This window comes from Paraniabella aurantiaca, assembly GCF_050309965.1.
Taxonomy (GTDB): Bacteria; Bacteroidota; Bacteroidia; order Chitinophagales; family Chitinophagaceae; genus Niabella.
On the sequence record NZ_JBLOSY010000001.1, the window covers coordinates 2,286,199 to 2,312,793 of the forward strand.

22 protein-coding genes are annotated in these 26,595 nt (G+C 43.0%); 7 read left to right on the forward strand and 15 right to left on the reverse strand.

Features of this window, described 5'->3' with window-relative positions; all coding sequences use genetic code 11:
• Positions 1 to 67: 67 nt before the first annotated feature.
• Both ACLOAU_RS09955 and ACLOAU_RS09960 read right to left on the reverse strand, forming a co-directional pair.
• The gene (locus tag ACLOAU_RS09955) at positions 68 to 961 is read right to left on the reverse strand and encodes a tetratricopeptide repeat protein (RefSeq protein WP_427861716.1); all 894 of its coding nucleotides are present in this window, start codon (positions 959 to 961) and stop codon (positions 68 to 70) included.
• A 200-nt stretch (positions 962 to 1,161) separates the two neighbouring features.
• Complete coding sequence (locus ACLOAU_RS09960) at positions 1,162 to 2,526, reverse strand: dipeptidase (RefSeq protein ID WP_427861717.1); 1,365 nt, start codon at positions 2,524 to 2,526, stop codon at positions 1,162 to 1,164.
• Positions 2,527 to 2,762: 236 nt separating this feature from the next.
• Here ACLOAU_RS09960 and ACLOAU_RS09965 point away from each other — a divergent pair, with 236 nt between their 5' ends.
• Positions 2,763 to 3,821, forward strand: coding sequence for a DUF7151 family protein (locus ACLOAU_RS09965; RefSeq protein WP_427861718.1), 1,059 nt, complete (start codon positions 2,763 to 2,765; stop codon positions 3,819 to 3,821).
• A gap of 81 nt (positions 3,822 to 3,902) precedes the next feature.
• Here ACLOAU_RS09965 and ACLOAU_RS09970 read toward each other — a convergent pair whose 3' ends face one another.
• The 4 genes from ACLOAU_RS09970 to ACLOAU_RS09985 all read right to left on the reverse strand — a co-directional run bounded on the left by ACLOAU_RS09970 (position 3,903) and on the right by ACLOAU_RS09985 (position 7,464).
• Positions 3,903 to 5,078: a cysteine desulfurase family protein gene (locus tag ACLOAU_RS09970; RefSeq protein WP_427861719.1), complete on the reverse strand. Its 1,176-nt coding sequence runs from the start codon at positions 5,076 to 5,078 to the stop codon at positions 3,903 to 3,905.
• 44 nt (positions 5,079 to 5,122) lie between these two features.
• Positions 5,123 to 5,851: a ribonuclease III gene (gene rnc, locus ACLOAU_RS09975; RefSeq protein ID WP_427861720.1), complete on the reverse strand. Its 729-nt coding sequence runs from the start codon at positions 5,849 to 5,851 to the stop codon at positions 5,123 to 5,125.
• The gene (gene fabF, locus ACLOAU_RS09980) at positions 5,852 to 7,102 is read right to left on the reverse strand and encodes a beta-ketoacyl-ACP synthase II (protein ID WP_427861721.1); all 1,251 of its coding nucleotides are present in this window, start codon (positions 7,100 to 7,102) and stop codon (positions 5,852 to 5,854) included.
• Positions 7,103 to 7,227: 125 nt separating this feature from the next.
• Entirely contained in the window at positions 7,228 to 7,464 is a 237-nt protein-coding gene (locus tag ACLOAU_RS09985) for an acyl carrier protein (RefSeq protein ID WP_114792255.1), read from the reverse strand.
• Between the two features lie 176 nt (positions 7,465 to 7,640).
• Between ACLOAU_RS09985 and ACLOAU_RS09990 the strand changes: the two genes are divergently transcribed.
• Positions 7,641 to 8,072 carry a GNAT family N-acetyltransferase gene (locus tag ACLOAU_RS09990; RefSeq protein WP_427861722.1) on the forward strand — a complete coding sequence of 144 codons (432 nt, stop codon included), beginning with the start codon at positions 7,641 to 7,643 and terminating at the stop codon, positions 8,070 to 8,072.
• Positions 8,073 to 8,077: 5 nt separating this feature from the next.
• Here ACLOAU_RS09990 and ACLOAU_RS09995 read toward each other — a convergent pair whose 3' ends face one another.
• From ACLOAU_RS09995 to ACLOAU_RS10020, 6 genes are all read right to left on the reverse strand, one after another.
• Entirely contained in the window at positions 8,078 to 8,548 is a 471-nt protein-coding gene (locus ACLOAU_RS09995) for a YcxB family protein (protein ID WP_427861723.1), read from the reverse strand.
• A 98-nt stretch (positions 8,549 to 8,646) separates the two neighbouring features.
• A complete protein-coding gene (locus tag ACLOAU_RS10000; RefSeq protein WP_427861724.1) occupies positions 8,647 to 9,498 on the reverse strand; it encodes a TraR/DksA family transcriptional regulator in 852 nt (283 codons plus the stop codon).
• A 5-nt stretch (positions 9,499 to 9,503) separates the two neighbouring features.
• Positions 9,504 to 12,911: an isoleucine--tRNA ligase gene (ileS, locus tag ACLOAU_RS10005; RefSeq protein WP_427861725.1), complete on the reverse strand. Its 3,408-nt coding sequence runs from the start codon at positions 12,909 to 12,911 to the stop codon at positions 9,504 to 9,506.
• Between the two features lie 714 nt (positions 12,912 to 13,625).
• Entirely contained in the window at positions 13,626 to 14,519 is an 894-nt protein-coding gene (locus ACLOAU_RS10010) for a DUF6607 family protein (RefSeq protein WP_427861726.1), read from the reverse strand.
• A 27-nt stretch (positions 14,520 to 14,546) separates the two neighbouring features.
• The gene (locus tag ACLOAU_RS10015; protein WP_427861727.1) at positions 14,547 to 15,605 is read right to left on the reverse strand and encodes an HmuY family protein; all 1,059 of its coding nucleotides are present in this window, start codon (positions 15,603 to 15,605) and stop codon (positions 14,547 to 14,549) included.
• 12 nt (positions 15,606 to 15,617) lie between these two features.
• Positions 15,618 to 17,663, reverse strand: a complete 2,046-nt coding sequence (locus tag ACLOAU_RS10020) for a TonB-dependent receptor plug domain-containing protein (RefSeq protein WP_427861728.1) — start codon at positions 17,661 to 17,663, stop codon at positions 15,618 to 15,620.
• Between the two features lie 202 nt (positions 17,664 to 17,865).
• Between ACLOAU_RS10020 and ACLOAU_RS10025 the strand changes: the two genes are divergently transcribed.
• Positions 17,866 to 18,330: a hypothetical protein gene (locus tag ACLOAU_RS10025; protein ID WP_427861729.1), complete on the forward strand. Its 465-nt coding sequence runs from the start codon at positions 17,866 to 17,868 to the stop codon at positions 18,328 to 18,330.
• Here ACLOAU_RS10025 and flxY read toward each other — a convergent pair.
• Both flxY and ACLOAU_RS10035 read right to left on the reverse strand, forming a co-directional pair.
• Positions 18,327 to 19,628, reverse strand: coding sequence for a flexirubin biosynthesis putative acyl-CoA ligase FlxY (gene flxY, locus ACLOAU_RS10030; protein WP_427861730.1), 1,302 nt, complete (start codon positions 19,626 to 19,628; stop codon positions 18,327 to 18,329). The genes ACLOAU_RS10025 and flxY overlap by 4 nt on opposite strands.
• Positions 19,629 to 19,683: 55 nt before the next feature.
• Positions 19,684 to 19,815, reverse strand: coding sequence for a hypothetical protein (locus tag ACLOAU_RS10035; protein WP_427861731.1), 132 nt, complete (start codon positions 19,813 to 19,815; stop codon positions 19,684 to 19,686).
• Positions 19,816 to 20,120: 305 nt separating this feature from the next.
• On the opposite strand from ACLOAU_RS10035, the gene ACLOAU_RS10040 reads away from it, so the two are divergent.
• The 4 genes from ACLOAU_RS10040 to ACLOAU_RS10055 all read left to right on the forward strand — a co-directional run bounded on the left by ACLOAU_RS10040 (position 20,121) and on the right by ACLOAU_RS10055 (position 24,127).
• On the forward strand, positions 20,121 to 21,569 hold the full coding sequence (locus tag ACLOAU_RS10040; protein ID WP_427861732.1) for a circularly permuted type 2 ATP-grasp protein: 1,449 nt from the start codon (positions 20,121 to 20,123) through the stop codon (positions 21,567 to 21,569).
• A 29-nt stretch (positions 21,570 to 21,598) separates the two neighbouring features.
• Complete coding sequence (locus ACLOAU_RS10045) at positions 21,599 to 22,534, forward strand: alpha-E domain-containing protein (protein ID WP_427861733.1); 936 nt, start codon at positions 21,599 to 21,601, stop codon at positions 22,532 to 22,534.
• An 82-nt stretch (positions 22,535 to 22,616) separates the two neighbouring features.
• Positions 22,617 to 23,597, forward strand: a complete 981-nt coding sequence (locus ACLOAU_RS10050; RefSeq protein WP_427861734.1) for a transglutaminase family protein — start codon at positions 22,617 to 22,619, stop codon at positions 23,595 to 23,597.
• A 179-nt stretch (positions 23,598 to 23,776) separates the two neighbouring features.
• Entirely contained in the window at positions 23,777 to 24,127 is a 351-nt protein-coding gene (locus ACLOAU_RS10055; protein WP_427861735.1) for a RidA family protein, read from the forward strand.
• Between the two features lie 62 nt (positions 24,128 to 24,189).
• On the opposite strand, the gene ACLOAU_RS10060 is transcribed toward ACLOAU_RS10055, so the two are convergent.
• Positions 24,190 to 26,451, reverse strand: a complete 2,262-nt coding sequence (locus ACLOAU_RS10060) for a hypothetical protein (RefSeq protein ID WP_427861736.1) — start codon at positions 26,449 to 26,451, stop codon at positions 24,190 to 24,192.
• Positions 26,452 to 26,595 lie beyond the last annotated feature (144 nt).

A 26,595-nucleotide genomic window follows, 5' to 3' on the forward strand; every position in this document is an offset into this window, starting at 1 on the left:
TGAACCATTAAGAGGTTAAGACAATTAAGAAAACATCCAATGGCCCCAAACCTCCTGGTGCAAAAAATTATTTCCCTTTTAGCTTTTTTAATGCATCAATACCTGACTGACTACCTGGATTCAATTGTACAGATCGTTCATAAGCTTTAATGGCTTCTTCTTTACGGTTGAGCTGCAGCAGGCATTCACCCAGGCTGTCCCAGGTATTATAGCCATTGGAATATAACTCTGTGTTCAGCATAAATATAGCCAGGGCATCTTCATTTTTGTTAGCGCTAAGAAGGCTATAGCCAAAGCTATTGATGGCTGTCTCGTCTACTGCATAAGCTGAGCTCTTACCTTTCCGGTGTTCACTTTTTATCGATGCGATTGTGTTAGCAATAGGCTGATTGACATTATATAGCTTACTGATTGGCTCAAGACCCATCTGCCGCTCCTTTTCTCTTATCTCTGCCATGGTACCTACATGATAATATTTTCGTTCTTCATCAGATATCTGCGTACTGTCGATGGTATACAAATGCATTTTAGGGTTTTGCATATTTGCGGTATACTGCGTGCCATAGATCTGCGGCCTTCCGCTATACATCAGGTTCCTGTCTATCGCAGCGGCAAGTAACCAGCGGTTAACACTTGAATCTTTTTCCAATGCTTTGCGCATGAGCTTTACCGCCATAGCCGATGAAGTAGTATCGCCAAATACACCATGTTGAAAGATCATAGCCGCATGGTAATAATCCTTGCCGGTGATTACCTTACCCGAATCCAATAGCTGGTACGTTCTGACTCTCCTAAGACTATCCTGTTTTACCAATACGCTCCAGTCTATAGGTTGTTGCATACGTGCCGCCTGGTCGGCATCATGCATCTGTTTGAGCTCGGTATTGTCCTGGCCCAATACGGGGGAAATCATAATGAATGTTAAGCAGAAGAGGATAACACCGCCGAGCAACTTTGTCATAGGGATGATTTTTAATTTCTTCAAAGAAAATATAGACAAGCTAAACAAATTTTTATCGGTGAAGCAACAAATAAGCCCGTTGAGCTTTAAAGGAAATACGTTGGGATTGTATAAAATTAGCCACGAATGCCCGCCTGAACGGACGGGCAGGCACGAATGGGTAGAAAAAATATTTTGGGCATTCGTGGCCAACTTCAAACTTACTCTGCAAAGAACTGATGGAAATAAGGGATGGTTTCGATACCCTTATAATAGTTCTCTATATTATACTTTTCATTAGGGCTATGCAAGCCATCATTATCCAGCCCAAAGCCCATGAAGATGATCTTGGTTCCCAGCTCGCTTTCCAGCGTGTGACAAATAGGAATACTACCGCCGCCTTTCACAGGAATAGGCGTTTTGCCGAAGGTCGTTTCCAACGCTTTGCTGGCTGCCTGGTACCCTTTGCTATCGATAGGCGTTCCGTAAGGTTCTCCGCCATGATGCTCGAATGCATTTACGGTTACGCACGAAGGCGCTATTTTCCTGAAATGGGCCAATAGTAACTCGGTAATCTTTTCGCTGGTTTGATTAGGGACCAGTCTTGCCGAGATCTTTGCAGTGGCTTTAGCCGGCAACACGGTTTTGGCGCCTTCGCCGGTGTAACCACCCCAGATGCCGTTTAGCTCCAGAGTAGGGCGGATGCCGGTACGCTCATAAGTGCTGAAGCCTTTTTCTCCCCATAATTCTTTAATACCTATTTCGTCTTTGTACTCCTGCTCGTCAAAAGGCGCCTGGTTAATTAATGCTCTTTCTGCTTCCGATACTACATTCACATCATCATAAAACCCGGGTATGGTGATATGATTATTTTCATCGTGGCAGCTGGCGATCATTTTGGATAAAACCACAATAGGGTTGGCTACTGCGCCACCATAAGTGCCGCTATGCAAATCGCGCGCTGCTGCTGTAACTTCTACTTCAATATAGCTCAGTCCGCGTACGCCTGTATCAAGAGAAGGGTTTTCCATGCTCAGTAAAGAACTATCGCTGATCAGGATCACATCGGCTTTTAACAGCTCTTTATTAGCTGCTACAAACTTGCCCAGGTTAGGTGAACCTACTTCTTCTTCACCTTCAATAATAAACTTAATATTGGTGGTCATGGTATTCGTCTTCACCATGGTTTCAAGGGCTTTTACATGCATGTAAAACTGTCCTTTATCATCGGCGCTGCCGCGCGCAAATACTTTCCCATCTTTAATAGTAGGCTCAAAAGGAGGCGTGTGCCAAAGTTCCAGCGGCTCTACCGGCTGTACATCATAATGGCCATAAACCAATACGGTTGGTTTTGCCGGATCGATTATTTTTTCGCCATATACTACCGGGTGTCCGCCTGTATCCATCACTTCTGCTTTATCACAACCGCTTGCCAATAAAGAAGCCTTCACTGCTTCAGCGCATTGAATCATATCTTCTTTATGCTCGCTTTTGGCACTTATTGATGGAATACGTAATAAGTCCATCATCTCTTTTAAAAACCTTTCTCCATGTTGTTCCTGGTATTCTTTCCAAACTTGGCTCATATACTATATTTTATTATGCTTACGAAGGTAACAGATTTAGATAATTTTTATACAGGGGCAATGATGAGTGGTGATTAGTGATGAATTTCGAAAAAAATAAGGCTCTGTTCAATATCTTCAATACTATATGTATTCCAGTCCGGCGGGTAAGTTTAAATGTGCTGTATCCCGTTCAGTTGTAGTATATTTGCGCGAAATAATTGCCTTCAACATTACCCCCTCTAGGCCAAAACATAATGCGAAATTATTTTATTGTATTTTTTTCGTTTTGCGCCCTTTTATGCAGTTGTAAAAAAGGCGTTACCGGTAAACGTGGTGAAGACGGAACAGATGGATCTAATGGTAAAAACAGCCTGATCGATTTTGTTGCTGAACCCGCAGGGGCTAATTGTGCCAACGGAGGTTATAAAGTGCTGTCTGGAATAGATCAGAACGGCAATGGAACATTGGATGCCAGCGAAGTACAGGTTACAAAATATTTATGTAATGGAGAGAATGGGAGCGGAGGTTCGGGAAGCAATGGTAAGAACTCCCTGATTTCATTTGTAACCGAAGGGGCGGGAGCTAATTGTGCAAAGGGAGGATACAAGGTTACTTCGGGTGTAGATGCGAACGGTAATAATGTACTGGATGCTGCCGAGGTGCAAAACACTGCCTATATCTGTAATGGTAATGAAGGGCTGACTTCCCTGTCATCAGTGGTTGCAGAACCTACCAGTGCCAATTGTCCCAATGGCGGTTTCAAAGTAACGACCGGGCTAGATGTCAATCGCAACAATGTACTAGATAACAGTGAAGTGCAGGGCACGCAATATATCTGTAATGCGGCGGGTGGTACCGGCACCGATGGTTTTAACAGCCTGGTGGATGTGGTGCCCGAACCCATTGGAAGTAACTGTGCAGGTGGTGGTACGCGTATCAATTATGGTATGGATTTGAACCGGAATAATGTGCTCGATGCATCAGAAATCTCCCGCACCTCGTATATCTGTAATGCTAACCGGGTATATGCATCAGTAGTGAGTCAAACCGGTGTAGCCGCTCCTATAGGTGTTCCGTTGGTGAATAATCTGGGCGTTACAGTTACCTGGACCCGCATTGCTGCGGGACGGTATACGGGTACCATCAGTCCGGCAATCAACCAATCAAAAACGCTGGTGTTAAGCAATAACACAAATGTTACTACAACGCTGACGTCGAATAATTCCATTCTGCTCGAAAATGTTTGTACATCGGCCAGTACTTACTGCGATGGCTTTGTGAATGTAACAGTAGGTCTTTTAGTTGTAGATTAGGTAGTTTATAGATAGCAATCTTATTGATATCAGCGCCCTGGCAAATTTGCCGGGGCGCTGGCTTTTATTGCAACGGATTATTTATGAATTGAAAACCGGGAGCTGGCTTCTCAGGTTCGATACCTCTCTGGTCACTTCTTCAATGGCAAATTCAATATCTGCTGCAGCTGTGTACCTGCCGAGGCTAAAACGCAGGGCGGAGCGGGACAGGTTTTCCGGTAAACCCATTGCCGCCAGAACGTACGAGGGATCAAGGCTGCCGCTGGTGCAGGCCGACCCTGCCGAAAGCGCCAGTGATTTATTGAGCGCCGACAATAGCTGGCTGCTATTAAGGCCGGCAAATGAAATATTTAAAATATGCGGAAGACGCAGGGTAGGATGCCCGTTTAAAGAGCTACCCGGTATTTGTAGTAAGGCTTCCCTGAGTTGGTTACGAAGTGCTTCCAGCCTTGTCGACTCGGCTTCCATTTCGCTGGTACATATATCGCAGGCTTTACCAAAACCCACAATGCCCGGAACATTTAAAGTGCCGCTTCTTATATTTTGTTCGTGCCCGCCTCCTGTAAGCTGGGCCGTTATTTTCACTCTTGGATTCCGGCTTCTGATATACAAAGCGCCCACCCCTTTAGGACCATACATTTTATGTGCGCTGCAACCCATCAGGTCTATACCTGCTTCGTTAGGGGTTACAGGTATTTTGCCCACCGCCTGCGTGGCGTCGCAAAAAAACAAAACCTGCCTGCGTTTACAAATAGCACCTATTTCCGCTACCGGCTGCAGTATCCCGGTTTCATTGTTAGCAAACATAACGGCCACTAATATGGTGTGCGGTTGAATAGCATCTTCCAATTGTTGTAAATTGATAATGCCGTTGATGTCCACATCCAGGTAGGTTACTGAAGCGCCTTTTTTTTCCAAGGCCTTGCAAGTATCTAAAACCGCTTTGTGTTCGGTTTGGGTAGTGATGATATGATTGCCTTTTACTGCATACATTTCGAATACGCCTCTCAATGCGAGGTTGCAGGCTTCGGTTGCTCCGGACGTAAACACAATTTCCCGGGTTTGTGCCTGAAGTAATTGTGCAACTCTTGCCCTGGCTTGTTCCACGGCTCCTTCGGCCTGCCAGCTGAAGCTATGTACACGACTGGCTGTATTACCAAAATATTGTGTAAAGTAAGGCAGCATTTCCTGCACTACGCGCTCATCGCAGGGCGTGGTAGCGCTGTAATCCATGTACACGGGCATCTCTTTTACCATCAACTAAAGGTAATAAAAGGGATATAAACTATAAAGGAAGAGATTTATTGTACAGGCTCGCTTTGGTTAATACCTAACAAGGCCAGGGCTGTATTGGCGGCAATTTGTGAAGCATCTTTTTTATTGAAGGCGCTTCCCTGCGCAATGGCTTCCCCGTCAACAACAGCAGCCATGGTAAATAGCCTGCGACCATTTTCTATTTTTTCACTCAGCAGGTTAAATTCAAGTGCTTTCCCATTTCGGTTGGCCCAGCCGTAGAGTTTGTTTTTGTGATTGATTTCGCGGCTCTCCAGTTCGTCCATAAACATGTGTGGATTAATAATATAATCCTGTACCCAGCGACACGTGCGTTTATACCCATAGTCCAGGTAAACAGCGCCTACAAGGGCTTCCAAGGTGTTTCCGAAAATATGGCTGGTTTTAAGACAGTTGTCGAGCTTGTTAAACTTCGTAATTTTTTTCAGACCCATTTTTACCGCTACATCATTGAGCTGCTGGCGGTTTACCATTTTGCTACGCATTTCGGTAAGAAAGCCCTCTCCATGATAAGGATAGCGCCTGAAAAGATAGTCGGCCGTAATAGAGCTGAGTATGGCATCGCCTAAATACTCTAGTCGCTCATTATTTTCATCTACGCTTTCGCTGATGGACCGGTGGGTGAGGGCAGTTTTATAAAGTTGAAAATTATCGGGTGTAAAACCCAATATATTCTTCAACTCTTTTTTAAGAGATGTATCAGAATTCCTGGAAAAAAGGTCCCTAATGAAACTCACTTATGTGTATTTCTTTACAATTACACAGGCATTATGCCCTCCAAAACCAAAGGTATTGCTTAATGCTGCATTAACTACCCGGTTTTGTGCTTTGTTAAAGGTAAAATTTAATTTTGGATCCAGATCAGGATCGTCGGTGAAATGGTTGATTGTTGGCGGAACAATATCGTGCATTACGCTTTTAATACAGGCAATGGCTTCTATTACCCCTGCAGCCCCCAGGCAATGGCCTGTCATACTTTTGGTAGAGCTGATATTAAGCTTATAGGAGTGCTCTCCAAAAACGTCCAGGATGGCCTTGGTTTCAGCAACATCACCCAGTGGTGTGGAAGTGCCGTGTGTATTAATATAATCGATATCGGTAATACTCAAACCGGCATCGTTTAGTGCCGCCAGCATTACATTCTTGGCGCCCAGTCCTTCCGGATGAGGAGCCGTAATATGGTAAGCATCTGCGCTGGCGCCACCACCTACTATTTCACAGTAAATTTTTGCGCCTCTTGCTTTTGCATGTTCCAGTTCTTCTAATATTAAAATACCGGCAGCTTCGCCCATTACGAAACCATCGCGGTCTTTATCATAAGGTCTGCTGGCAGCAGCCGGATCATCGTTACGTTCGCTCATCGCTTTCATGGCGTTAAAGCCACCTACACCAGCTTCGCTGATAACGGCTTCACTACCACCTGTAACAATAATATCTGCTTTGCCTAAACGTAGTAAATTGATTGCGTCGATCATTGCATTGGTACTGCTGGCGCAGGCGCTGGTTACCGCGTAGTTAGGGCCACGCAGGTTATGGCGCATGCTCACTTGTCCTGCAGCAATATCCAGGATCATTTTAGGAATAAAGAAAGGATTGAAACGGGGAGTACCATCGCCTTTGGCAAAGTCCATCACCTCGTTCTGGAAAGTAATTAATCCGCCAATACCGCTACCCAATACCACACCAATCCTGTCGGGATTGATATTGTCTTTAGAAAGGCCGGCATCCGCCATCGCCTGGTCGCTTGCCACCAGTGCAAACTGCGAAAAGCGGTCAATTTTGCGGGCTTCCTTTTTATCGAGGAAGTTTGTAGGTTCAAAATTCTTTACTTCACAGGCAAAGCGGGTCCTGAACTTTGATGCATCAAACTGTGTGATAGGTGCAGCACCTGATACGCCATTAATCAACCCGTTCCAATATTCGTCTACCGTATTGCCCAGAGGTGTCAAAGCCCCCATGCCGGTAATTACTACCCTTTTAAATTCCATTAGCTGTGCAGCTCTACGTTAATAAAAACCGCCTTTGCATGGGTAACCACTTCAAAGGCGGATATAAAATTTTGCCGTCGACTCGCCGGGCAGCCCGGCAATCGAAGCATTTGTTTCTAAAGTTATTACTTAGCGTGCTCTTCTAAGTAAGATACAGCCTGGCCAACAGTGGTAATTGTTTCAGCCTGCTCATCAGGAATAGAAATGTTGAATTCTTTTTCAAATTCCATAATCAACTCTACGGTATCGAGAGAATCTGCGCCTAAATCGTTGGTAAAAGATGCTTCGGTAGTTACTTCTGCTTCGTCAACGCCTAATTTGTCAACGATGATTTTCTTTACTCTTGATGCAATGTCTGACATATCTGATTGTTTTTGTTTGTTGAGTGCAAAAATAGAGTTTTTGACTAAATAAGTATGAGAAACAAAAAAAAATGTAAAAATGTTGTCATGCTTTAAAAAAGTTGAATTTAAGCCAGAAAAAAACACTATTTTACAAACAGCGGTTATCGTAAAATCAGTCGTGTAAATCAATCCTGATGGCCTTAAAAATTATAGATTTCGGTACAAAAGAGTATCAGCAAATGATCGACCTGCGCAACGAAATACTGCGCAAACCACTGGGTATGGAGTTAGAAGTTGCCGATATTGAGGCAGATAAAGAGAATATATTGATTGGAGCCTTTGAAGATGATAAAATGTTAGGCTGCTGTATATTGGTGAAAGAGGGCGATATTGGTGTTGTTTTAAGGCAAATGGCTGTAAGAAACCAGTTGCAGGGAAAGGGTATAGGCCGGGCTTTAATGGAGTTTGCTGAAACTATTGCCCGTGATATTGGTTACCGGGAAATATCGATGCATGCCCGCTCCAGCGCAGCCGGCTTTTATGAAAAAATGGGATATAATGTAACAGGCGATGAGTTTTTAAAGCTATCGATAGCCCATATACTGATGAAAAAAAGGATCAACTAATTCGCTTATAATTTACTTTTCAACAAGTCCCTGAAACTCTGCAGGTGTTCCAGGTCTTTAAAAGCATTTTTGGGAACCAGCAGGAAGGATTTGGCATCAAAATACAGGTGGAAAAAATTGGGCGTTTCCTTATAGTTGCGTAAGGCTGTGTAAGGCCAGCTTCTTTTTCCGGTTTCATGCTCAAGTGTAAAATCTGCATCGTTAAAATACATGGTAAATGCATGCTGAAATGTTTTCGCCTGCCGGTACACCGCAGCAGGTAATATAAACCATAAACTGGCCATCAATACAATCCAGAGAAAAGAATAGGTGAGAAACGCGGTAGGCGTGATCTTCCCTAATGCATACAACACTAATGATAATATAGCAAAAGCGTTGACTAGTATGATCATTACACGGAGCTCCGTTTTAGATATGAAATGGTAGCGTAAGGCCTGAATCACCTGTTTTTTATCGTAATCGAATGAAATCGTCATTATATATAAGGAGTGCGTAAAAAAATCAATAGGAGGAAGGATAAGAAAAAAGCGAAGCGTTGCCGCCTCGCTTTACTATTTTAGTACCGGTTGCCGGCTTATTTGTTCATCATCGACTTGGCTTCAATGCTCAAAGTAGCATGAGGCACCGCGCGCAGACGCGCTTTATCGATCAGGTTGCCGGTTACGCGGCAAATACCGTAGGTTTTATTTTCAACACGCATTAACGCTTTTTCCAGGTGGTCGATAAAAGTGATCTGGCGGCTGGCTAACTGGCTTAGTTGCTCACGCTCCATGCTCACACTACCATCTTCCATGGTCATATAACGTCCTTCATCCATATCACCACCTTCATCACGACGGGTAATAAGTCCCTGTAAATAGGCCAGCTCTTTTTTTGCTGCATCTAATTTCCTAAGAATAATCTCTTTGAACTCCTGTAAATCGCTATCTGAATACCTTACTACTGATTTCACTTTTTCGTTTTTATGGGTGTCTAAAATGCTTTTGGTAAAATCCGGTGTGTACTTTACTGCGCTTTTAGTGGACAGTTTAGGTACTACAGGTGGTTTACCCGTTTCTTTTCGGGGTGCTACTTTGGGCACCGGCTTTTTTTGCGGCGGGGCAGGCGTTTTTTCAACTGCTACTTTGCTCGCTGCTGTTTTTTTAGGCGCTACTTTTACAGCGGCCTTAACAGGTTGTGCTTTTGCTACAGATTTGGCGGGTTCTGCCTTGGCTACTTTAACGGGTGCCGGTTTTTTAACAGGCGCCGGTTTTGCTACAGACTTAGCCGGAGCCGACTTTTTTGGGGCGGCTTTTGCCGGAGCGACTCCCCCTGCCGGACGGGCAGATTTTTTGGGCGCTGCTGCTTTTTTTGCTACCACTTTTGTTGGAGCCGTCTTCTTAGCCGGAGCTGTTTTTTTCGCCGGTGTGCTTTTTTTTGTAGCCATTTATTTTACCCTTTTTTAGAAACAATCGTTTTTAAAATGTTCTCGTTAACATCAATTTCTATACCATTATCTGATGTAATAGCCTGAAAATATAAATTTTCTGCGAGAATTTCCGCGCAAATATAATCTTTATAGGCTGTTAGCGATTCTTTTAATGTTTCATTTGTGTCAATAACAACATTTATTTTATCTGTAAGTTCAAAACCACTATCCTTCCTGATCTTCTGAATACGGTTTACAAACTCGCGTGCGTCGCCTTCCTGCTGTAATTCGGGGGTAATAGTAATATCCAAAGCAACAGTAAGCGCTCCTTTAGAGGCTACTGTCCAGCCCGGAATATCTTCACTATTAATGTCTACTTCATTCAGGTTCAGTGAAATGGTTGCGCCATCAATATTTAATTCATAGCTACCTTCCCGCTCAAGACGGCTGATATCTTCCTGGCTGAACTGAGCCAGCGCACCAGAGACAGCTTTCATTTTAGGCCCCAGCTTTTTACCCAAAGCAACAAAGTTGGGTTTGATCTTTTTCTTGATAAACCCTTCGGTTTCGGTAAGATAAGCTATTTCTTTCACATTTACTTCCGATTTGATCAGTTCTTCTATCTTTTCAAGCTGATCTTTCATAAATGGGTTTAATACCGGTATCAGTACTTTCTGCAAAGGCTGACGCACTTTGATATTTACCTTTTTTCTTAAAGACAGGATCAATGAAGAAGCATCCTGCGCCAACTGCATTCTTTCTTCCAGCGACTGGTCGATCAGTGCCTCATCGGCTTTGGGGAAAAAGGCATGATGCACACTCTCTGCACTGTGGCGTTGGGTAATGCTGTTCAGGTTACGGAATACCGCATCGCTGAAGAAAGGAGCAATCGGCGCCATTAGGCGGCATATTGTTTCCAGGCATTCGTACAGGGTTTGGTAGGCCGATACTTTATCTGCCTCATATTCACCCCCGCCTGCCTGCGCTGCATTTGCGTTACGGCGGGCAGGCTTCCAGAACCGGCGGCGGCACAAACGCACATACCAGTTACTTAAATGTTCGTCTACGAAGTCTTCTATTAAACGACCAGCCTGGGTAGGTTCATAGTCGTCCATAGCCGTATTTACATTTTTTACCAGGGTATTCAATGACGAAATGATCCAACGGTCAATTTCCGGCCTTTCATTCATTTGCAGGTAGGGCTCTTTAAAGGTAAAGCCATCCACATTCGCATACAAGGCAAAAAACTGGTAGGTATTATACAAAGTACCAAAGAATTTGCGTTGCACTTCTTTAATACCGTCGATGTCAAATTTAAGGTTGTCCCAGGGTGAAGCATTGGTGATGAGATACCAGCGGGTAGCATCGGCACCAAATTTTTCAATGGTGTCAAAAGGATCAACCACGTTACCCAGGCGCTTACTCATCTTATTGCCATTCTTATCCAGCACCAAACCATTGCTTACAACTGTTTTAAAGGCAACATTTTCGTACAACAAAGAGCCGATCGCATGAAGGGTATAGAACCATCCACGTGTTTGATCTACACCCTCGCAGATAAAGTCAGCCGGGAAATTGTGATCAAAAGGTTGATTGAAAGGTTTCGGATCACCTGCTTTCAGCTTTTCGTAATTCAGTCCCCACTGGGCATAAGGCATGGCGCCACTATCAAACCACACATCTATAAGGTCTGGTTCACGGCGCATGGGTTTACCACTGTCGCTCACCAGTATTACTTCATCCACGTAAGGTTTGTGCAGATCAAGGATACCATCATGCAGGTAATGCTTATTAACATCTCCGCCTAAAACCTCGCTGGCCTTCTTAATTTCTGTGTTTAATTCTTCAATAGAACCGATACATTTGATCTCTTCACCATCTGCTGTGCTCCATACCGGCAGCGGGGTACCCCAGAAACGGCTACGGCTCAGGTTCCAGTCTACCATATTCTCCAGCCAGTTACCAAAGCGGCCTTCACCGGTTGATTTAGGTTTCCAGTGTATGGTTTTGTTTAGTTCTACCATTTTATCGCGCAGGGCCGTTGTTCTGATAAACCAGGCATCCAGCGGATAGTATAATACAGGCTTGTCAGTACGCCAGCAGTGCGGGTAATTATGCTCGTATTTTTCTACCTTAAAGGTTCTGCCTTTTAACTTCAGGTCTACCGAAATATCTACGTTTACATCCACGTAGTTGGCCTCGTCCTTATAATCTTTTACATAACGACCGCTATATTCACCAACACCATTTACAAATTTACCTTCACGATCTACCAGGGTCACAATGCCCAACTTGTTTTTCTGACCTACCTTATAGTCATCGGCACCAAAAGCAGGTGCGGTATGTACGATACCCGTCCCATCTTCTGTGGTAACGAAATCGCCTATTACCACTTTAAACGGATCAGCATCCGGCGTAATAGCCTGCACGGCATTAAGGCTGTTGGCTTCAAAGGGCATTAGTTGTTCGTATCTTAATCCTTCCAGTTGCTTACCGGTAAACGTGGTAATCACTTTCCATGGAATGATCTTGTCTTCTTTCTGGTATGCCGACAGGTCTGCATCTTTACCCTCTGCTTTAAAATACTTATGCAGCAAGGCTGTAGCAATCACTACATTTTGCGGCTCGTGGGTATAAGGATTGAAGGATTGCACCAGGCTATACTCAATATTAGGTCCTACCGTTAACCCGAGGTTAGATGGTAAGGTCCATGGCGTGGTGGTCCAGGCCATCAGAAAAATGTCGCCGGTTGTGTTGGCAGCCGCCAGTGTTTCATTAGGGATGGCTTTAAACAATACGGTAGCACTGGTGTCTTTTACATCCTTATAAGTTCCGGGCTGGTTCAGCTCATGCGAGCTTAAACCGGTGCCGGCGGCCGGCGAATAAGGTTGAATGCTGACGCTTTTATACAGCAACCCTTTATTAAATAGCTGCTTTAGTATCCACCATAGCGTTTCAATATATTCATTTTTGAAAGTGATATACGGATCGTTCAGGTCTACCCAATAACCCATTTTGCGGGTAAGATCGTCCCACTGGCTTTTAAAGCGCAGTACGGCTTCGCGGCATTTCTGGTTATATTCCTCAACCGTTATTTTTTTACCAATATCCTCTTTGGTAATGCCCAGCTCTTTTTCCACACCTAATTCCACGGGTAATCCATGCGTATCCCAGCCGCCTTTGCGTTTTACCTGGAAGCCCTGCATGGTTTTATACCGGCAAACCAGGTCTTTTAATGTACGGGAAATGACGTGGTGAATGCCCGGCATACCATTGGCGCTGGGAGGGCCCTCATAAAAAACAAAAGGCTCAGCGCCTTCTCTCAAAGAAACACTTTTTTCAAACGCCTCATTCTCTGTCCAGTTCGATAATATTTCCTTTTCTATTGCGGGTAGATTTAAACCCGAAAATTCCTGATATTTTGCACTCATAATCACTAAAAAATGACTGCAAAGGTAACGATTTCAGCAAAGAAATCGTCTTTAAGAAGGAGGTGAGCAATTCTTGCGGAATAAGAGGAAGCTGTATAAAATAATTGTCTTTTTTACAAATAAAATATTAAATTGGTTGGCTATTGAAATTGTTCCCGGCGGTTTCCGGCCAACTTCCCGCCAGCTAACCAGGTAAGTCTCTTTGATGATGCCGGTTTTTTAACAAACAGCTCGTCGCTCCTCGCTGGAACCTGGTTTCGGGCGCTTGCAGCCGATAGCTGTTTAAAGGCTGCCAATTGGTAATGTAGATTTTGTAATTTGAATGATGTTCACATGAACAGCCGATGTAGCTTTTTATTAATGAAGTGCAATCGTTTTAAAGAAGGCGCCCCGATGCTCTCCATTGATTAAGTACAATGCCAGGGTGCAAGCTCCGAAACAAAGCCGCAGGCGGAAGGGGTGAATACCATTACGGTACCTACTGAGCTCATCTATTGGTACCTTGAAAAAATGCCACGCCAAAAATGACGCGGCGTATATCCACTATTTAGAAAAATGACTGTTTTGCGAAGTTTTTTCATGTTGCTTTCAGGCACCACGAATAAACTTACTTTTTAAACGACAGGCTACTGTCAGGCTCAGGACAACAATCATTTCGGTTTTGTTTTTTGTTGACAGGCTGATCAATGACATACGGTGACCTTCCGGTCCCAATTACTGTATATGCTTCGCTAAAACGGAGGCAACAGTAGTGTTGGCATCAGCGGCTGTTAGTTTCTTTTCCTTCCAGTCGTCGGCCAGTTTAAATAAAGTACCCATCAGTTCATTATCGTTCACGAGTTTGATGGCTGTTTTTTGTGTTAGCACTTTATCCCATTCCTGCTGTACAGCAGTCCAGAAACCTTTATGCTCGTTCCAGTATTTAGTAGCCGCTTCGCAATCACTATCATCTGCTTTTTCATACAGGTTCAAACCTTTTTCTTCTGCAATTACTTTATCGGCACCATTTGTACGCAACACTTTTTTATTATCCTGTACATGATCGTACCCGTTGCCGTTGATCACCAGGCGGTTGGTTCTTTGCAGGATGTTATAGTCCGAACGCTGTGTATACTCCCTGCGTGGCAATGGGGCATCGGCTGTATTTTCCCAGATGGTATGTCCATTTACTACCTGCCATGGCGCGGAGCCCTGGTAGCGGGGTGCATCGGTTACTTCCCATACCGATTGAGACCATTTGCCTTTTACATCGGCTTTATTAAGGGTTATTTTTTCCCAAACCTTATCGCCTTTATAGTTCCACTGTACCGGGTTTTCATAAGTCCAGTCTTCGCGCCAGTGTTTTACTACCATGCCGTTTCCTACCACCAACAAGTGTTGAATCACTACTCTTTTATCGGTATTGATAATGGGTAACGACAGTTCAGTAGCGCCCTGTATTTTTTCGCGGTCGTGGAATTTATAATCCTTATCCGGTGAAAATGTTTCGGCATACTTAAAAGTTACCTCAAAGCATCCGCAGAGTTTATTGATGTTTTCTTTGCCATTTTGGGCTGTTGCCGGTAATGCTAAAACAGCTGCTACGGCAATACTGAATAATTGTTTCATTGTTCTTTTTTTTGATCGTATTGAAGGTTACTTGATGAGTTCGTAAGCAATCAGTGGTTTACCACGGGTGCCGCCATCCTGCGTAGTAAAGCTTAAGAATTTTAATTTATAAGCGTTACCAGCGGCGTCTTTTACTACATAGAATCTGTCTTTTTTTACCCCTACTGTTCCGGTAGTGGCTCTCCAGTTACTGCCAATTGACATGCGGTTATCCGTGTAGGCGTATTTGGTAGCACTATCCTTGTTGAACTTACTATAAGCATCTGTAGCAATTTCTGCGGAGCTGTATATTCTTTCGTATGCTGTAACACCGCCTATGTTGTTAATTAAAACAATATCCGAAAAGCCATAAGGTATAAGACCTGCACCAAATGAAGTGGATGATATATTCCAGCTCCACATAATATCCCAGCTTGTTTTTTCGGGTTCAACGTTCACCGTAGTTCCATTTACGAGCGATACAAATTGAAAATTGAAATCGGCGTTTTTGGAAATATCCAGGGATTTAAAAGAGGTTTCGTTAAGTTTAGCATATTGTAAAGTGTAGCCGTTGCCTTTTCTTAAAATTCTTATTTTAAATAAATCTGCAACGCCTAGTATTGTACCATTGGTTCCTCCTTTTCTGTTCACTACATAAACTTTGTTGTTGTTGTCCGTAGCTGATATTTCCGCAATGACAGTCTTGTTTAAGATATTGGTTTCCCTGACGTCGTCTATTACAGCAAAGCTACCTAATCCCTGGCCCAATTTTAGTGTATCTAACTTTACGTCTGCTTCTGTAACGGTATTGATATCTGTTTTGTTAACTTGTACCGCAGACACTCCATTTGTAAGGTTAATAGCTACCTTGTAAGTACTATTGCTTGCAAAGGCTAGATCCCAGCTATCACGCAATACAGCAGATTGTTTATCTACACTAAAATCAACAAATACAGAATTTTCCGCATTTGCACCTGCACCGGTAGTAGTGCCATTAAGCTCTAGCATACTACCATTAGAAGGCGGTACTACGATAATAGGGTCCTGGTCTTTGCTGCAAGAGGCCAGTACTGCTAGGGCCATCGTCATCACGAGTAATTGTTTCATGTGTATTGATTGTTATTTGTTTTTAATAAATTGATAAGAGATGCCAAGGAAGTAAGACCGGCCATAGCCGATAGGAGTGGGACCGCTGCTGCTGTGTGCTCCGCCACCGGAGGAAGTATTATTCACATTTTTAATGTCGAAAATGTTTTTGATACCAGTTTGTAAGGTGATGCTATTAAACAAGGTTTTGGTAGCGGTAAAATCGGCCCAGCTAAAGCTGCTTAACTCAGAAAGTTGAACCTCATTGCTGCCGGTACCGTTAACAAACTGCCAGGTGGGCCGGGCGCCGGTATATTTGTACAGGAAGGCCAGCGTTGTTTTAGCTTTTGTCCAGTTGTAATACAGGCTGGCATTGGCTTCGGGCGACCAGTTGAACTGTGGCACTGCCTGGCTTAAATTATTTTCAGTGCTCAACCGGTTGTAACGGCCTATATATAACGCGCCGAAGTTGAGCTGCCATTGTTTGTACACCAACATTTGCTCGAATGAAATGCCCGTGGTTTTAAATTTATCAACGTTCATCATGCGGGTTACAGAAGCGTCGTTAGCGTCTACACCATAATCGATCAGGTTGTCGAAAACATTATAGAAACTGCTGAATGTAAAAGTGGAGCGTAGTTCGGTACCGTAGCGCCAGCTTAAGGCGGCGTTAACGCTATTGGAGGTTTCGGCTTCCAGGTTTTTATTACCTAGTATACTATGATTCGCATCTATAAAGTCGAAGTATAATTCCCTGAGTGCAGGAGCGCGGTAACCCTGTGCATAGGATAAACGAAGGTCTATATTCTCTCGTAAGCCTATTTTGGCGTTGAGCGCAGGTACAACCGGTGGCGCATCGTACAGGGAGTTTTTAATTATTCTAAAGCCTGGGCGAATGTTGATGCGTTCTACAGGCTTCCACTCTGCGGAAGCAAAAAAGGCGAAATCATTGATCACCGGAGAGCCTTCTATTCTGGCGCCGGAGGCGGCATTGCGGTTATACTCTACGCCTGGTTGTATCGATAGCTTTTCGTTGATCATATAGTGCCCCTGCGACCGGAAAAACAAAGTGGTGAAAACGGCGGTGTCTTGTTCGCCTATGCCGGCCGTTAATTCATCTGTGTTATTAGTGAAGTCGTGGCGGGTACTGCGTGTGCGGCGACTATAGTCCGTGTAAGAAATAGCGCTGTTTAGGTGAAGCTTCTGGTTAATTTGCCAATCATCCTGTACCTGGTGCATCCATCGACGGGTAATGAACTGCTGGTCGAAGGCTTTGTAAGTGTCCATATTGATTGCGCCTTTTGCTGCAATATTTTCATCCAGACCGTCAACCCGGTAGTAAATAGTATTTTTTGCTCCGCGATGACCAACGGTAATATTGCCGAGCCATTGTTCCTTCGGCTTCCAGCTCTTGTTCCGGCCATAGCTACCGCCATACCCCCTGAAATCATTGTGCGTAAAAGCGCCGTTGGTGAAAAACTTGTTTTTCGAAAAAGAGGTATTTACCGACTGCAGGTGCAGGCCTTTGTTTCCCAGAAAACTGTATTCATCCCCTGCCGTTTCTTCCTGCACACGGGTGCCGATACTGAAGCGGCTATTTATATTCTTCTTCGTGATGATGTTAATGACACCCGCCAGGGCATCCGAACCGTAGATCACGCTCATAGGCCCCTCAACAATTTCTACCCGTTCTATCGTTTGTATGTCAACCTGGTTCAGGCTTTCACGCGTATCATTGCGATCGGCCACCGGTACGCCATCCAGTAATATTTTAATACTTCTGCCGGTCATGCCCATTAGTTGTATGTCGGAAATACCAAGCGTATTATCGTTACTAAAACGAATGCCGGGTTCCATATTTAATACCTGTGTAAGGTTAAGCGCAGCCCTGGCTTTGATTTGCGCGGCTGTAATCACTTTTATTTTGTAAACGGATTTCTTAAGTGACTGTGGTGTATACTGTCCTGTGCTAACGGTTACTTCCTCCAATACTTTACTGGTGTCTGTCTGTGCCTGCAGGTATTGATGGGCTGATAATGCAATTAATATAAAAAGCCAATGTTTGAAGAATACGTTCATGTTGCGTTTGTAAAAGGAAAGCAAAACTCCTCCTTAGCTGGCGCAATCATTTTTGAAATCGGGAATTTGTGTTTACGAGATCGGGAAATCTTGTACGTTTCATGACAGTAGGCTATCGGGCTGCTAAAACTATGTCAGTAATTGTTTATTTTTATGCAGTTGCGTTTTAACCATGTCTTACGTCATCATATAAAACAATACTATGAAACTAACTTACCTGCCCATTGTACTGATGCTGACCATTATGAGTTTTTCCTGCAAGCGCTCTTCACCGGTTGAAGAAAAAGTGGAGGATGCCCGCAAAAGCCAACCATGTGGCGAAGCCGTGGTAGCTAATGCACCCAATTTTTCAACAGTAATTACAAACGATTTTGTGATTGCGGATGCCTCTATATCGGGTGACTGCCTTACCATAAAAGTTGGCGGAAGTGGTTGCTCGGGCAACACCTGGAAGACAGAAGTATTACATGCTGTTTCTGACGCCGCCGTGTATCCGCAACAGCACGCGTTGAAGGTGGTGTTTACCAACAAGGAGCTTTGCACGGCGGTATTGGTAAAAAGCTTTGAGTTTGATTTGTACCCTTTAAGACAAAAAGGCACTAATAAAATCTCTCTAAGCATTTACGGTAGCGCCGGTTATTATAAAACATTACAATATGCTTATTAACCATTCTTTCTGCGATCAATAAACTTAACCGGTTTTCTTACCCCGTCAGGAAACTGAAGCTTTTGCATGGTATCAGGTTCGATGTATTTAATGTGTGGGGTTACACGCAACCTCGCCTGTAAATAGGCCTTGATCTTATTCTGTGTTTCTTCCAGTTCGTTGATGGCTGTAAGGTGCAGTAGCACTTCATCGGTTCCTATTTCATTGCTGTACACTTCTACTACATATTCCTTTATTGCGTCTATACGGTGAATGATCTCGAAAAGTGCCGGCGCAAACAGGGTAGTGCCTTTATATTTGATCATTTGTTTTTTACGGCCAATCACTGGGGATAGGCGTAAAGTATGCCTGCCACAGCTACAGGGCCCTGTATAAGCTTTGCAGATATCGCCGGTTTTATATCTTAATAGCGGCATGCCTTCAACACCCAGGGTGGTAATGGTTACTTCGCCCGCTTCGCCCTCAGCCACAGGCTGCCCGTTGTCATCAATCAATTCAACGATCAGCAGTTCAGGATTCAAATGACCTCCTTTTCCTGCCTCGCATTCGGTAAAGGCCGTCTGCATTTCGGTAGAGGCGTAGGTAGAGAACAGCTGTATATTCCATTTATCTGTTATTCTTTGTGCCAGTATATTGGGTTCCAGCTGTTCGGTTCTTATATTTTCTCCAATACATACCGCTTTTTTTACAGAAGAGGTGTTGATGTCAATACCATTATCTTCTGCATATTGTATCAGCTTAATAATAAAAGAAGGCACTGCTACAATAGCGGTAGGCTTCAGCCGCTCAATGGTTTCCCATTGCAGCGACGGCACGCCGGGCCCTACGCGTACCACACCTGCGCCCAGTTTACGGATACCACTATAATAGGCCATTCCGGCCATAAATTGCCGGTCAAGTGTCAGCATCAGTTGGTAAATATCTTCAGAAGTACCATTGGCGCAGGCAAATGAGCTGTATTCATTATAGGCCAGCCTTTGCAGATCATTTTCGGTAAGTGCAATAGTTACCGGGCTGCCCACAGTACCCGAGGTAGCCGTGTATTCGATAATCTTGTTTTTAGCAACACACAAGAACTCCTTATTCCTCATTTGCAGGTGTTCTTTTTCCGTTGGCGGTATTAAAGACAGGTCCTCTATGCTTTGTATGTTCTGAATTGGGATGCTATGTGAACGAAAAAGCTCCCGGTAATATGCCGAATGGGTTTGCAGGTACACTAAAAGATCTGCCAGTTTTTTCTCCTGGTAAGTTTTAATGGCAGATGCTTTCTGAAAAGAAATAGATGGTAACTCGTTCATGCGCCAAACCTACGGAAATATTTTACTTGCAAAACAACCGGCAGGAGTTCGTTTGCTAAGACAAGAAGTTCATGGCATAATAGTTCCAGTAAAGCACTTTGAATAACTCCGTTTTTTGGGAAATGCGTTTCTTAAATTTGATGATCCTCAAAACCTGCCTGTTTTTTTGTGTGGCGTGTTTTTTCATTGATTATAGTTTTCGGTACAATGATTAATTAGCATGGCGAAGATAATGGGATTCCCAAAGTAAAAGCAGACTTTATTTAAAAAATATATATAAAATTGGATTAATCTCAAAAAAGGAGGAGGTGTTTCCCTGAATTTAGTTATTGTAATAAATTTGAATATTATATTATTTTATTTTATTGAGTTAAATTTGAATTTTTTCTTTTTGTTTTTATATATATTTAATATCATAATTTGAATGAAATCTTTTGTTTTTTAGACTTTTTATATATATATTCCATTTTTAAAGCAAACTAAGTCTGGATTATGACCCTAGCGAAAATCTTAGAATCTTATCATACACAGTCTAATGTTTGGGACGAGCTGATGAGCCAGACCGGTGTTAGAGAGAGTTACCTTCATCTGGTTAAAACACTGGAGGGGCTTTCTGCGGAGGAAATGGGCAATAAGGATGAGTTAGCCAAGAAGCTCTTCATGACACAGGGAATTACCTTTACGGTTTACAGTGACAATGAAGGTGTCGAGAAAATTTTTCCATTTGATATTATTCCCCGCATAATTGAGGCAAAAGAATGGGCAATTATTGAGGCTGGAGTAAAACAGCGGCTGAAGGCATTAAATATTTTCCTGAAAGATGTATACCACCAGCAGTTTATAATAAAAGATGGTATTGTTCCCGCTAAGTTAATTTATTCCTGTCCCTTATTTCTGCGGGAAATGATGAACGTAGATGTACCGTTCGATATCTATTCTCATATATCGGGCATCGATTTGATAAGAGATGCCGATGGCAGTTTTTATGTGTTGGAAGATAATTTAAGAACACCTTCGGGTGTATCTTATATGCTGGAGAACCGGAGCATTACTTTTAGAATATTTCCTGATTTGATACCACGCAATAATGTACGCAGGGTAATAGAGTACCCCTCTTTATTGCTGAAGAATTTGCTGGGCCTGGCTAACCGGCAAACCAGTAACCCCACCGTTGTTTTACTGACCCCAGGCGTGTACAATTCAGCTTACTTTGAGCATACGACATTGGCACGCCTGATGGGTATTGAACTGGTGGAAGGAAGAGATTTGGTAGTAGAGAACCATCATGTTTACATGAAAACCACCAGTGGGTTACAAAAAGTAGATGTTATTTATCGCCGGGTTGATGATGAGTTTATTGATCCGCTTACTTTTCGCCCGGATAGTATATTGGGTGTGCCCGGTATTTACTGGGCTTACCGAAAAGGTAATGTAGCTATCGTAAATGCCATGGGCAACGGGGTTGCAGATGATAAAGCCGTATATTCATACGTGCCTGAGATGATCCGTTATTACCTGAACGAGGAACCAATATTGAAGAATGTACCTACCTATGGGTTAGATGTGCCGGAGAACCGTTCGATGGTTTTTGCCAATATGGGTAATATGGTTATTAAGAAAACGAACGAGTCGGGTGGTTATGGCATGCTGATGGGAAATAAAGCAACGGAAGACGAAATGGAGGAATATAAAAAAGCTATATTAGAGGATCCGAGAAATTTCATTGCTCAGCCAATTATCAATTTGTCTTCATCACCCTGTTATATCGACGGTAAGTTACAGCCCAGGAGGGTTGACCTGAGACCTTTCGCGCTTTACGGTCCGGATGGGATCAATATTGTTCCGGGAGGATTAACACGCGTTGCATTAAGAGAAGGGTCCCTGGTCGTGAATTCTTCGCAAGGTGGTGGTAGTAAAGATACCTGGGTATTGGGAGACTAGAATTTAAAACATAAAATTTAGAATTTAAAATGTTAAGTCGTGTTGCAGAATCGGTGTTTTGGTTGGCGCGCTATATGGAACGAACAAACGGGTTGTTAAGGGTATTACGAACCAACTATATTGCATCGCAGGATGAAATGAGAGAGTATAACTGGAGAACAGTGTTGCAAACTTATGGGTATCTTGATGCTGCTGAAATCGAGCTTATCCAGTATGATTCACGTGCTGTATTAAACTATGTAATGCTGGACAGGGATAATGATGCATCGCTCATTAATAATATTACCCGCGCCCGCGAAAATGCCAAAGCTGTACAGGATCATATTACGAAGGAAATGTGGCATGCGCTTAATGGTTATTATTTGCTGATCAGGGAGGCCGGCATTCAACGCACTATTAAATATGGCGATCCCATAACCGCTTTGGATGCTTTGCTGAAACACGGGCTCTTTCTATACGGAACCATTAATGTTACGATGTCGCGTGGTGAAGCCTATAATTTTTTGAATGTGGGGCTTTATGTAGAGCGGGCTGTTATCACAACCGATGTTACAGATATAAAACTCAAAGAGATAGATTACGATACGGCGCATGAAACGGCAACGCCCTCACTCAGGTATCTGTTGTACTCTCTTTCGGGATATGAGGCTTATTTAAAATCGTCCCGCGGTATAGTAGAGCCGGATACCATTATTAAACAGATTTTGTACGACGAAGACTTTGTGCATTCTATTTTGTACTGCACTTCACATATCAGCCGTTATTTTAAAAGATTACACGCTCAAAGTATACCCGAAAGCTACGAGCAGGTTGACTTCCTGATTGGAAAAGGGCTGAACAACCTGAAATATAGTAGTTGTGACCTAAAAGACGGGCAAAGCATCAGGAGTTTGCTGGCTCAAACCCGTACCGATCTGCACAATATTGCGCGTGCTTTCAATAAACATTATTTTGGTTATAATTAGGGTGCCGCAATAGTAAATTTCATTTAACAAAATAAAATTTTGACATTAGCATTGCAAAACCAAAACGTTTCAAATATTACGAATGCCATCATTTAAGATCAGACATATTACACGCTATTCCTACAGCAGTCCTGCGGTTGAATGTACGAACCAGATCATGCTATATCCAATACAGGATGCGCTACAGAACCTGGTAAGTCATAAAATAACGATTACCAAAAATCCGGGTGTAGAAATTTTTGTTGACTATTTCGGTAATAAACTTGGTATGTTTTCCATTGTAGAACCTCATCATGAGTTGCTGATCTCGTCTGAAGCAGAGGTGATCACCCAGGAAATAATGGCACCTCAAAACGAGCTACCTGCAAAAGATCAATGGGCCCGATTGGTAGCAGTGCAGGAGCAGTTTCCCTATATAGATTTTATGCAACAAGAGGCTTTCGAGAAGGTAGATGAGTTGCAGGTTTTTATAGAAAGTTTGTTTGATAGCAATAAAACACCTTTTGAAAATGCCCGTCAATTTTCTGAGTATATTTTTAAAAACTTTGAGTATAAACAGGGAATTACCAGTGTAGAGACCAAAGTGGATGAAATATGGAAATTGAAGGCTGGTGTATGTCAGGACTTTGCCCATGTTTTATTGTTGATGCTAAGAAGGGTGGGGGTTCCGGCACGCTATGTCAGTGGCTATATTTGTCCCAAAAATCACGAGTTTAGAGGCGAAGGAGCTACTCATGCCTGGGTTGAAGCTTATTTGCCCGATTATGGATGGATCGGTCTGGATCCTACTAATAATTGTATTGCAAGCGACCGGCATATCAGGTTGGCTGTGGGAAGAAACTTCACTGATGTTACCCCGGTAAAAGGTACCTATAAAGGCTCTTCTCATCATATATTAGAGGTATTGGTTTCTATAGATAACAGAACTGTTGTTCCTATTGAAGAAACAGGCAGTCAGCCTGCTTTCAGTTATAAGTCGGATAAGCCTGTTCCATCTACAAAAAACAATTCCTATCGCTTTTACATGGAGCAGATGCAACAGCAGCAGCAACAACAGCAGTAATAAATGGTACTACGATAAAGTAATAGCCGTCACAAAGATATTTTGGAGACGGTTTTTCATTTCATCAAGTGCGATCGGTCGGCTTTCAGATGCCGGACATCAGGCAATAATTTTTTATCTATATATTTATGCGATCATGATTGATCGTGAGTTAACTTTTTAAATTAAAAAACAAAGAAATGAGTGTTCAAAGAATAGAGCAAAATCCTCGCATGAGTGAAGCTTCAAAGGCCGGCAACCTGGTGATTTTAGCAGGGCAGGTTGCAGATGGTGACACAGTTGCCAGTCAGGCACAAAGCATTTTTAACAGTATAGATGCCTTACTGGAAAAAGCAGGTACGCATAAAGCCAATATTCTTTTCGCCAATATTTATCTTACCGATATTAATGATTTTGATGAGCTGAATAAGGTGTGGGAAGGCTGGGTAGCCGCTGACCAGGGGCAGACACCATCTCGTGCCACGATGCAGGTTGTGCGTTTAGCCCGTCCGGAATGGAAAGTAGAAGTGCAGGTATTTGCTACGGTGTAGTCAGGCTTTTAAAAAGGCCAAATAGTAAAGAAGCTGTTTCAAAAACGAAACAGCTTCTTTGCTTATACATCGGTTTCCCCGGTTTCTTTTTTGTAGGCTTTTATAAAAATAGCCCCCAGGTTTTTATAAGGTGGAATATAATCTTCAAAACCAGCCACATTAGCCCTTCCTTTAAATTCTTTCCAGAAAGGGATCCAGTCAATATCAGCGCCGGTACGTAACTTCTCTGTCAGTAAATAAAAGAAAGGCTTGTTTATAGAGGTGCGCCCTATTTGCTTGGATGCAATGATATGGGCATCTTCTGATTTTTTCAGGATCGAATCGATGAGGTTAAAACCACCACAGGAACCCATGAAAACAATTTTAGAAGTGGGCGCCATATAGCCGATAGTTGCTTCTGCATAATAACTATGACCACGGTGTATGGTAACGGTAGGGTGCAAATTTTGCTCATCCAGGTAATCGTTCAGAGCTCTTTGGGCTTTATCATCCAGTCCTTTATTTTCATCCAGCGGGCGATTGGCATAAATGGACACCGGCTTGCCCTTGGTTGATTTAATGACCACCCATTGTTTATTACTGCCGTCTATTTTCCAGTTGCCACCTCCAAACATATTCAGGAACCCGTTGAAGATATTGCGCCCATCCTGGTCTCCGTAAAAGAATACCTGCGAGATCACTTCCCCGTTTTCATTAGTAAGTGTCGAAAACGGAACATTGTATACGGGAGGAATATCCAGTTTACTGGTCAGGTCGATATGGTTAGATGAATCTGCTGACAGGAACAGGTTGTAAAGTATATCATATATGGCAATACCTTTTTTATTGTTTTCGCTGTGATTCCTGTCCAGGTTTACTTTCACATTTGCCAACATGTCCTTTGCAAGGTCGGGTAGGGTTTCAGATATGCTGGCGTAGGAGTCGGCTACATCTACGCCATCTTCCAAACCATTTGTCTTTTCCAGTCCTGTAACAAATGCCTTCATCAGGTCGGTAGCATCAGCATTATTAGAGAAGCTTCCCAGGAAGTTCCTTAAAGTATTATAGGATGCGGCCTGGCTTAAAAATTTGCGATAATGATCGAAATTGATCTTTTTTAATAGCTCATCACCTTTTTGATTGGCTTTGCGCATCATCAGCGGGTAAACACCATTGGTGTAGCTGCTGGTATAAATAAGTCCGTTAGTAAGCACTGCCACATAATACAACTCTTCAGCTGTTAATGGCTGCAGGCAACGAAAACGAACGCCATCCGACATTTCATGTAAACCGTTGATCTTCGCCACAAAATCGTCTTTAGCCTTTTGCTCCAGTTTTTTCAGCAGGGCAGTATGCCCCATTGCCGTATCTCCATTTAAGGCGCGCTGTGTATAGTCTATTTGCGTTTGTACCAGCAGCCGGAAATATTTTACAGGATCAGTTTTGGCCTTGTCAATATCTTCCATGGTTATTTTTCCTTTTACAATATTATCAAGGAAAGGAAAATAGAACTGCCCGCTTTTATTAGGGTTACGCGCCATGGAAACAATGTGAACGATCAAAGAGTCGTCTTCTATATTCTGAATACGATAGCTGAATTTATTATTAGCCTGTGCGTAATCGTAAACCAGGTAAGGGTACTTATGTCCTATCACCCTGATCAGGCTGTCTGCAACCGGAGATTCGGGATATGCTTTCAGGGCTGCGAAGGCTTTTTCGGGATAGCGATCTGCGGTTTTAAGAATCATCAGGTCTCTCACATCATTATAACCGCTGTTGTCTTTAAAAACTTCAGGCTGAAGAGCTGCATTGGCTATTTCAAATGAAAGGGGCTGTATAATGGGAGCGATAGACTTCTGTTGTGTGTTGGCTTCAATGAGCTGTTTATAGGCGGCAATAACCTGTGGCAGGTAGTTAAGAGCAGACTGTCTGCTGCGACTATAGGTTTTGACATACTTCAGAATGGTTGCCAATCCATTCAGGTAATTGGCTTTTAAGCGGGCATCAATAGTGGGACTGGTTTCTATCTCGTATTGCAGCCAATCTACTCTTTTGGTAGCTGCGTCCGTTACCGCTGCATTTAATTGCTCGTCGGCCGATATAGTTAAAACTTTATCTGCTTTGCCATCAATGGAAAGCAATGAGTTTTGTTCTTTTTCTACTTTCTCATGCATCACCTGCCGGTTGATCGCAATAGTATAGGCCGGTATGGTATCAACAATTTTAACGGGTTCCGTTATTTGCTTTTTCTTTTTTCGTCTCTGGGCGTCAGCGTCAACCGTAAAAAGAAGCAATGCCAGAAAAGGAAATATTCTTTTCAGGATAGTGATAGATAAAGAATTCATAGTATATAAGGTGACAGCAAATTTATTGGTATTTATAAAAATCAATCAATAATAGCAATAATTAAGCCGGTTTTATGATGTTTTATTATGTCAAACAGTTCCCCGGCATAGGCTACAATATTAAATTTACATTAAGATAGGCTT

What these genes read in the sequence shown, in the direction of transcription:
- ACLOAU_RS09955 (WP_427861716.1), bottom strand. Translation starts at nt 961, where the DNA reads ATGACAAAGTTGCTCGGCGGTGTTATCCTCTTCTGCTTAACATTCATT.
- ACLOAU_RS09960 (WP_427861717.1), bottom strand. Translation starts at nt 2,526, where the DNA reads ATGAGCCAAGTTTGGAAAGAATACCAGGAACAACATGGAGAAAGGTTT.
- ACLOAU_RS09965 (WP_427861718.1), top strand. Translation starts at nt 2,763, where the DNA reads ATGCGAAATTATTTTATTGTATTTTTTTCGTTTTGCGCCCTTTTATGC.
- ACLOAU_RS09970 (WP_427861719.1), bottom strand. Translation starts at nt 5,078, where the DNA reads ATGGTAAAAGAGATGCCCGTGTACATGGATTACAGCGCTACCACGCCC.
- fabF (WP_427861721.1), bottom strand. Translation starts at nt 7,102, where the DNA reads ATGGAATTTAAAAGGGTAGTAATTACCGGCATGGGGGCTTTGACACCT.
- ACLOAU_RS09985 (WP_114792255.1), bottom strand. Translation starts at nt 7,464, where the DNA reads ATGTCAGACATTGCATCAAGAGTAAAGAAAATCATCGTTGACAAATTA.
- ACLOAU_RS09990 (WP_427861722.1), top strand. Translation starts at nt 7,641, where the DNA reads ATGGCCTTAAAAATTATAGATTTCGGTACAAAAGAGTATCAGCAAATG.
- ACLOAU_RS09995 (WP_427861723.1), bottom strand. Translation starts at nt 8,548, where the DNA reads ATGACGATTTCATTCGATTACGATAAAAAACAGGTGATTCAGGCCTTA.
- ACLOAU_RS10000 (WP_427861724.1), bottom strand. Translation starts at nt 9,498, where the DNA reads ATGGCTACAAAAAAAAGCACACCGGCGAAAAAAACAGCTCCGGCTAAG.
- ileS (WP_427861725.1), bottom strand. Translation starts at nt 12,911, where the DNA reads ATGAGTGCAAAATATCAGGAATTTTCGGGTTTAAATCTACCCGCAATA.
- ACLOAU_RS10010 (WP_427861726.1), bottom strand. Translation starts at nt 14,519, where the DNA reads ATGAAACAATTATTCAGTATTGCCGTAGCAGCTGTTTTAGCATTACCG.
- ACLOAU_RS10015 (WP_427861727.1), bottom strand. Translation starts at nt 15,605, where the DNA reads ATGAAACAATTACTCGTGATGACGATGGCCCTAGCAGTACTGGCCTCT.
- ACLOAU_RS10020 (WP_427861728.1), bottom strand. Translation starts at nt 17,663, where the DNA reads ATGAACGTATTCTTCAAACATTGGCTTTTTATATTAATTGCATTATCA.
- ACLOAU_RS10025 (WP_427861729.1), top strand. Translation starts at nt 17,866, where the DNA reads ATGAAACTAACTTACCTGCCCATTGTACTGATGCTGACCATTATGAGT.
- flxY (WP_427861730.1), bottom strand. Translation starts at nt 19,628, where the DNA reads ATGAACGAGTTACCATCTATTTCTTTTCAGAAAGCATCTGCCATTAAA.
- ACLOAU_RS10035 (WP_427861731.1), bottom strand. Translation starts at nt 19,815, where the DNA reads ATGAAAAAACACGCCACACAAAAAAACAGGCAGGTTTTGAGGATCATC.
- ACLOAU_RS10040 (WP_427861732.1), top strand. Translation starts at nt 20,121, where the DNA reads ATGACCCTAGCGAAAATCTTAGAATCTTATCATACACAGTCTAATGTT.
- ACLOAU_RS10045 (WP_427861733.1), top strand. Translation starts at nt 21,599, where the DNA reads ATGTTAAGTCGTGTTGCAGAATCGGTGTTTTGGTTGGCGCGCTATATG.
- ACLOAU_RS10050 (WP_427861734.1), top strand. Translation starts at nt 22,617, where the DNA reads ATGCCATCATTTAAGATCAGACATATTACACGCTATTCCTACAGCAGT.
- ACLOAU_RS10055 (WP_427861735.1), top strand. Translation starts at nt 23,777, where the DNA reads ATGAGTGTTCAAAGAATAGAGCAAAATCCTCGCATGAGTGAAGCTTCA.
- ACLOAU_RS10060 (WP_427861736.1), bottom strand. Translation starts at nt 26,451, where the DNA reads ATGAATTCTTTATCTATCACTATCCTGAAAAGAATATTTCCTTTTCTG.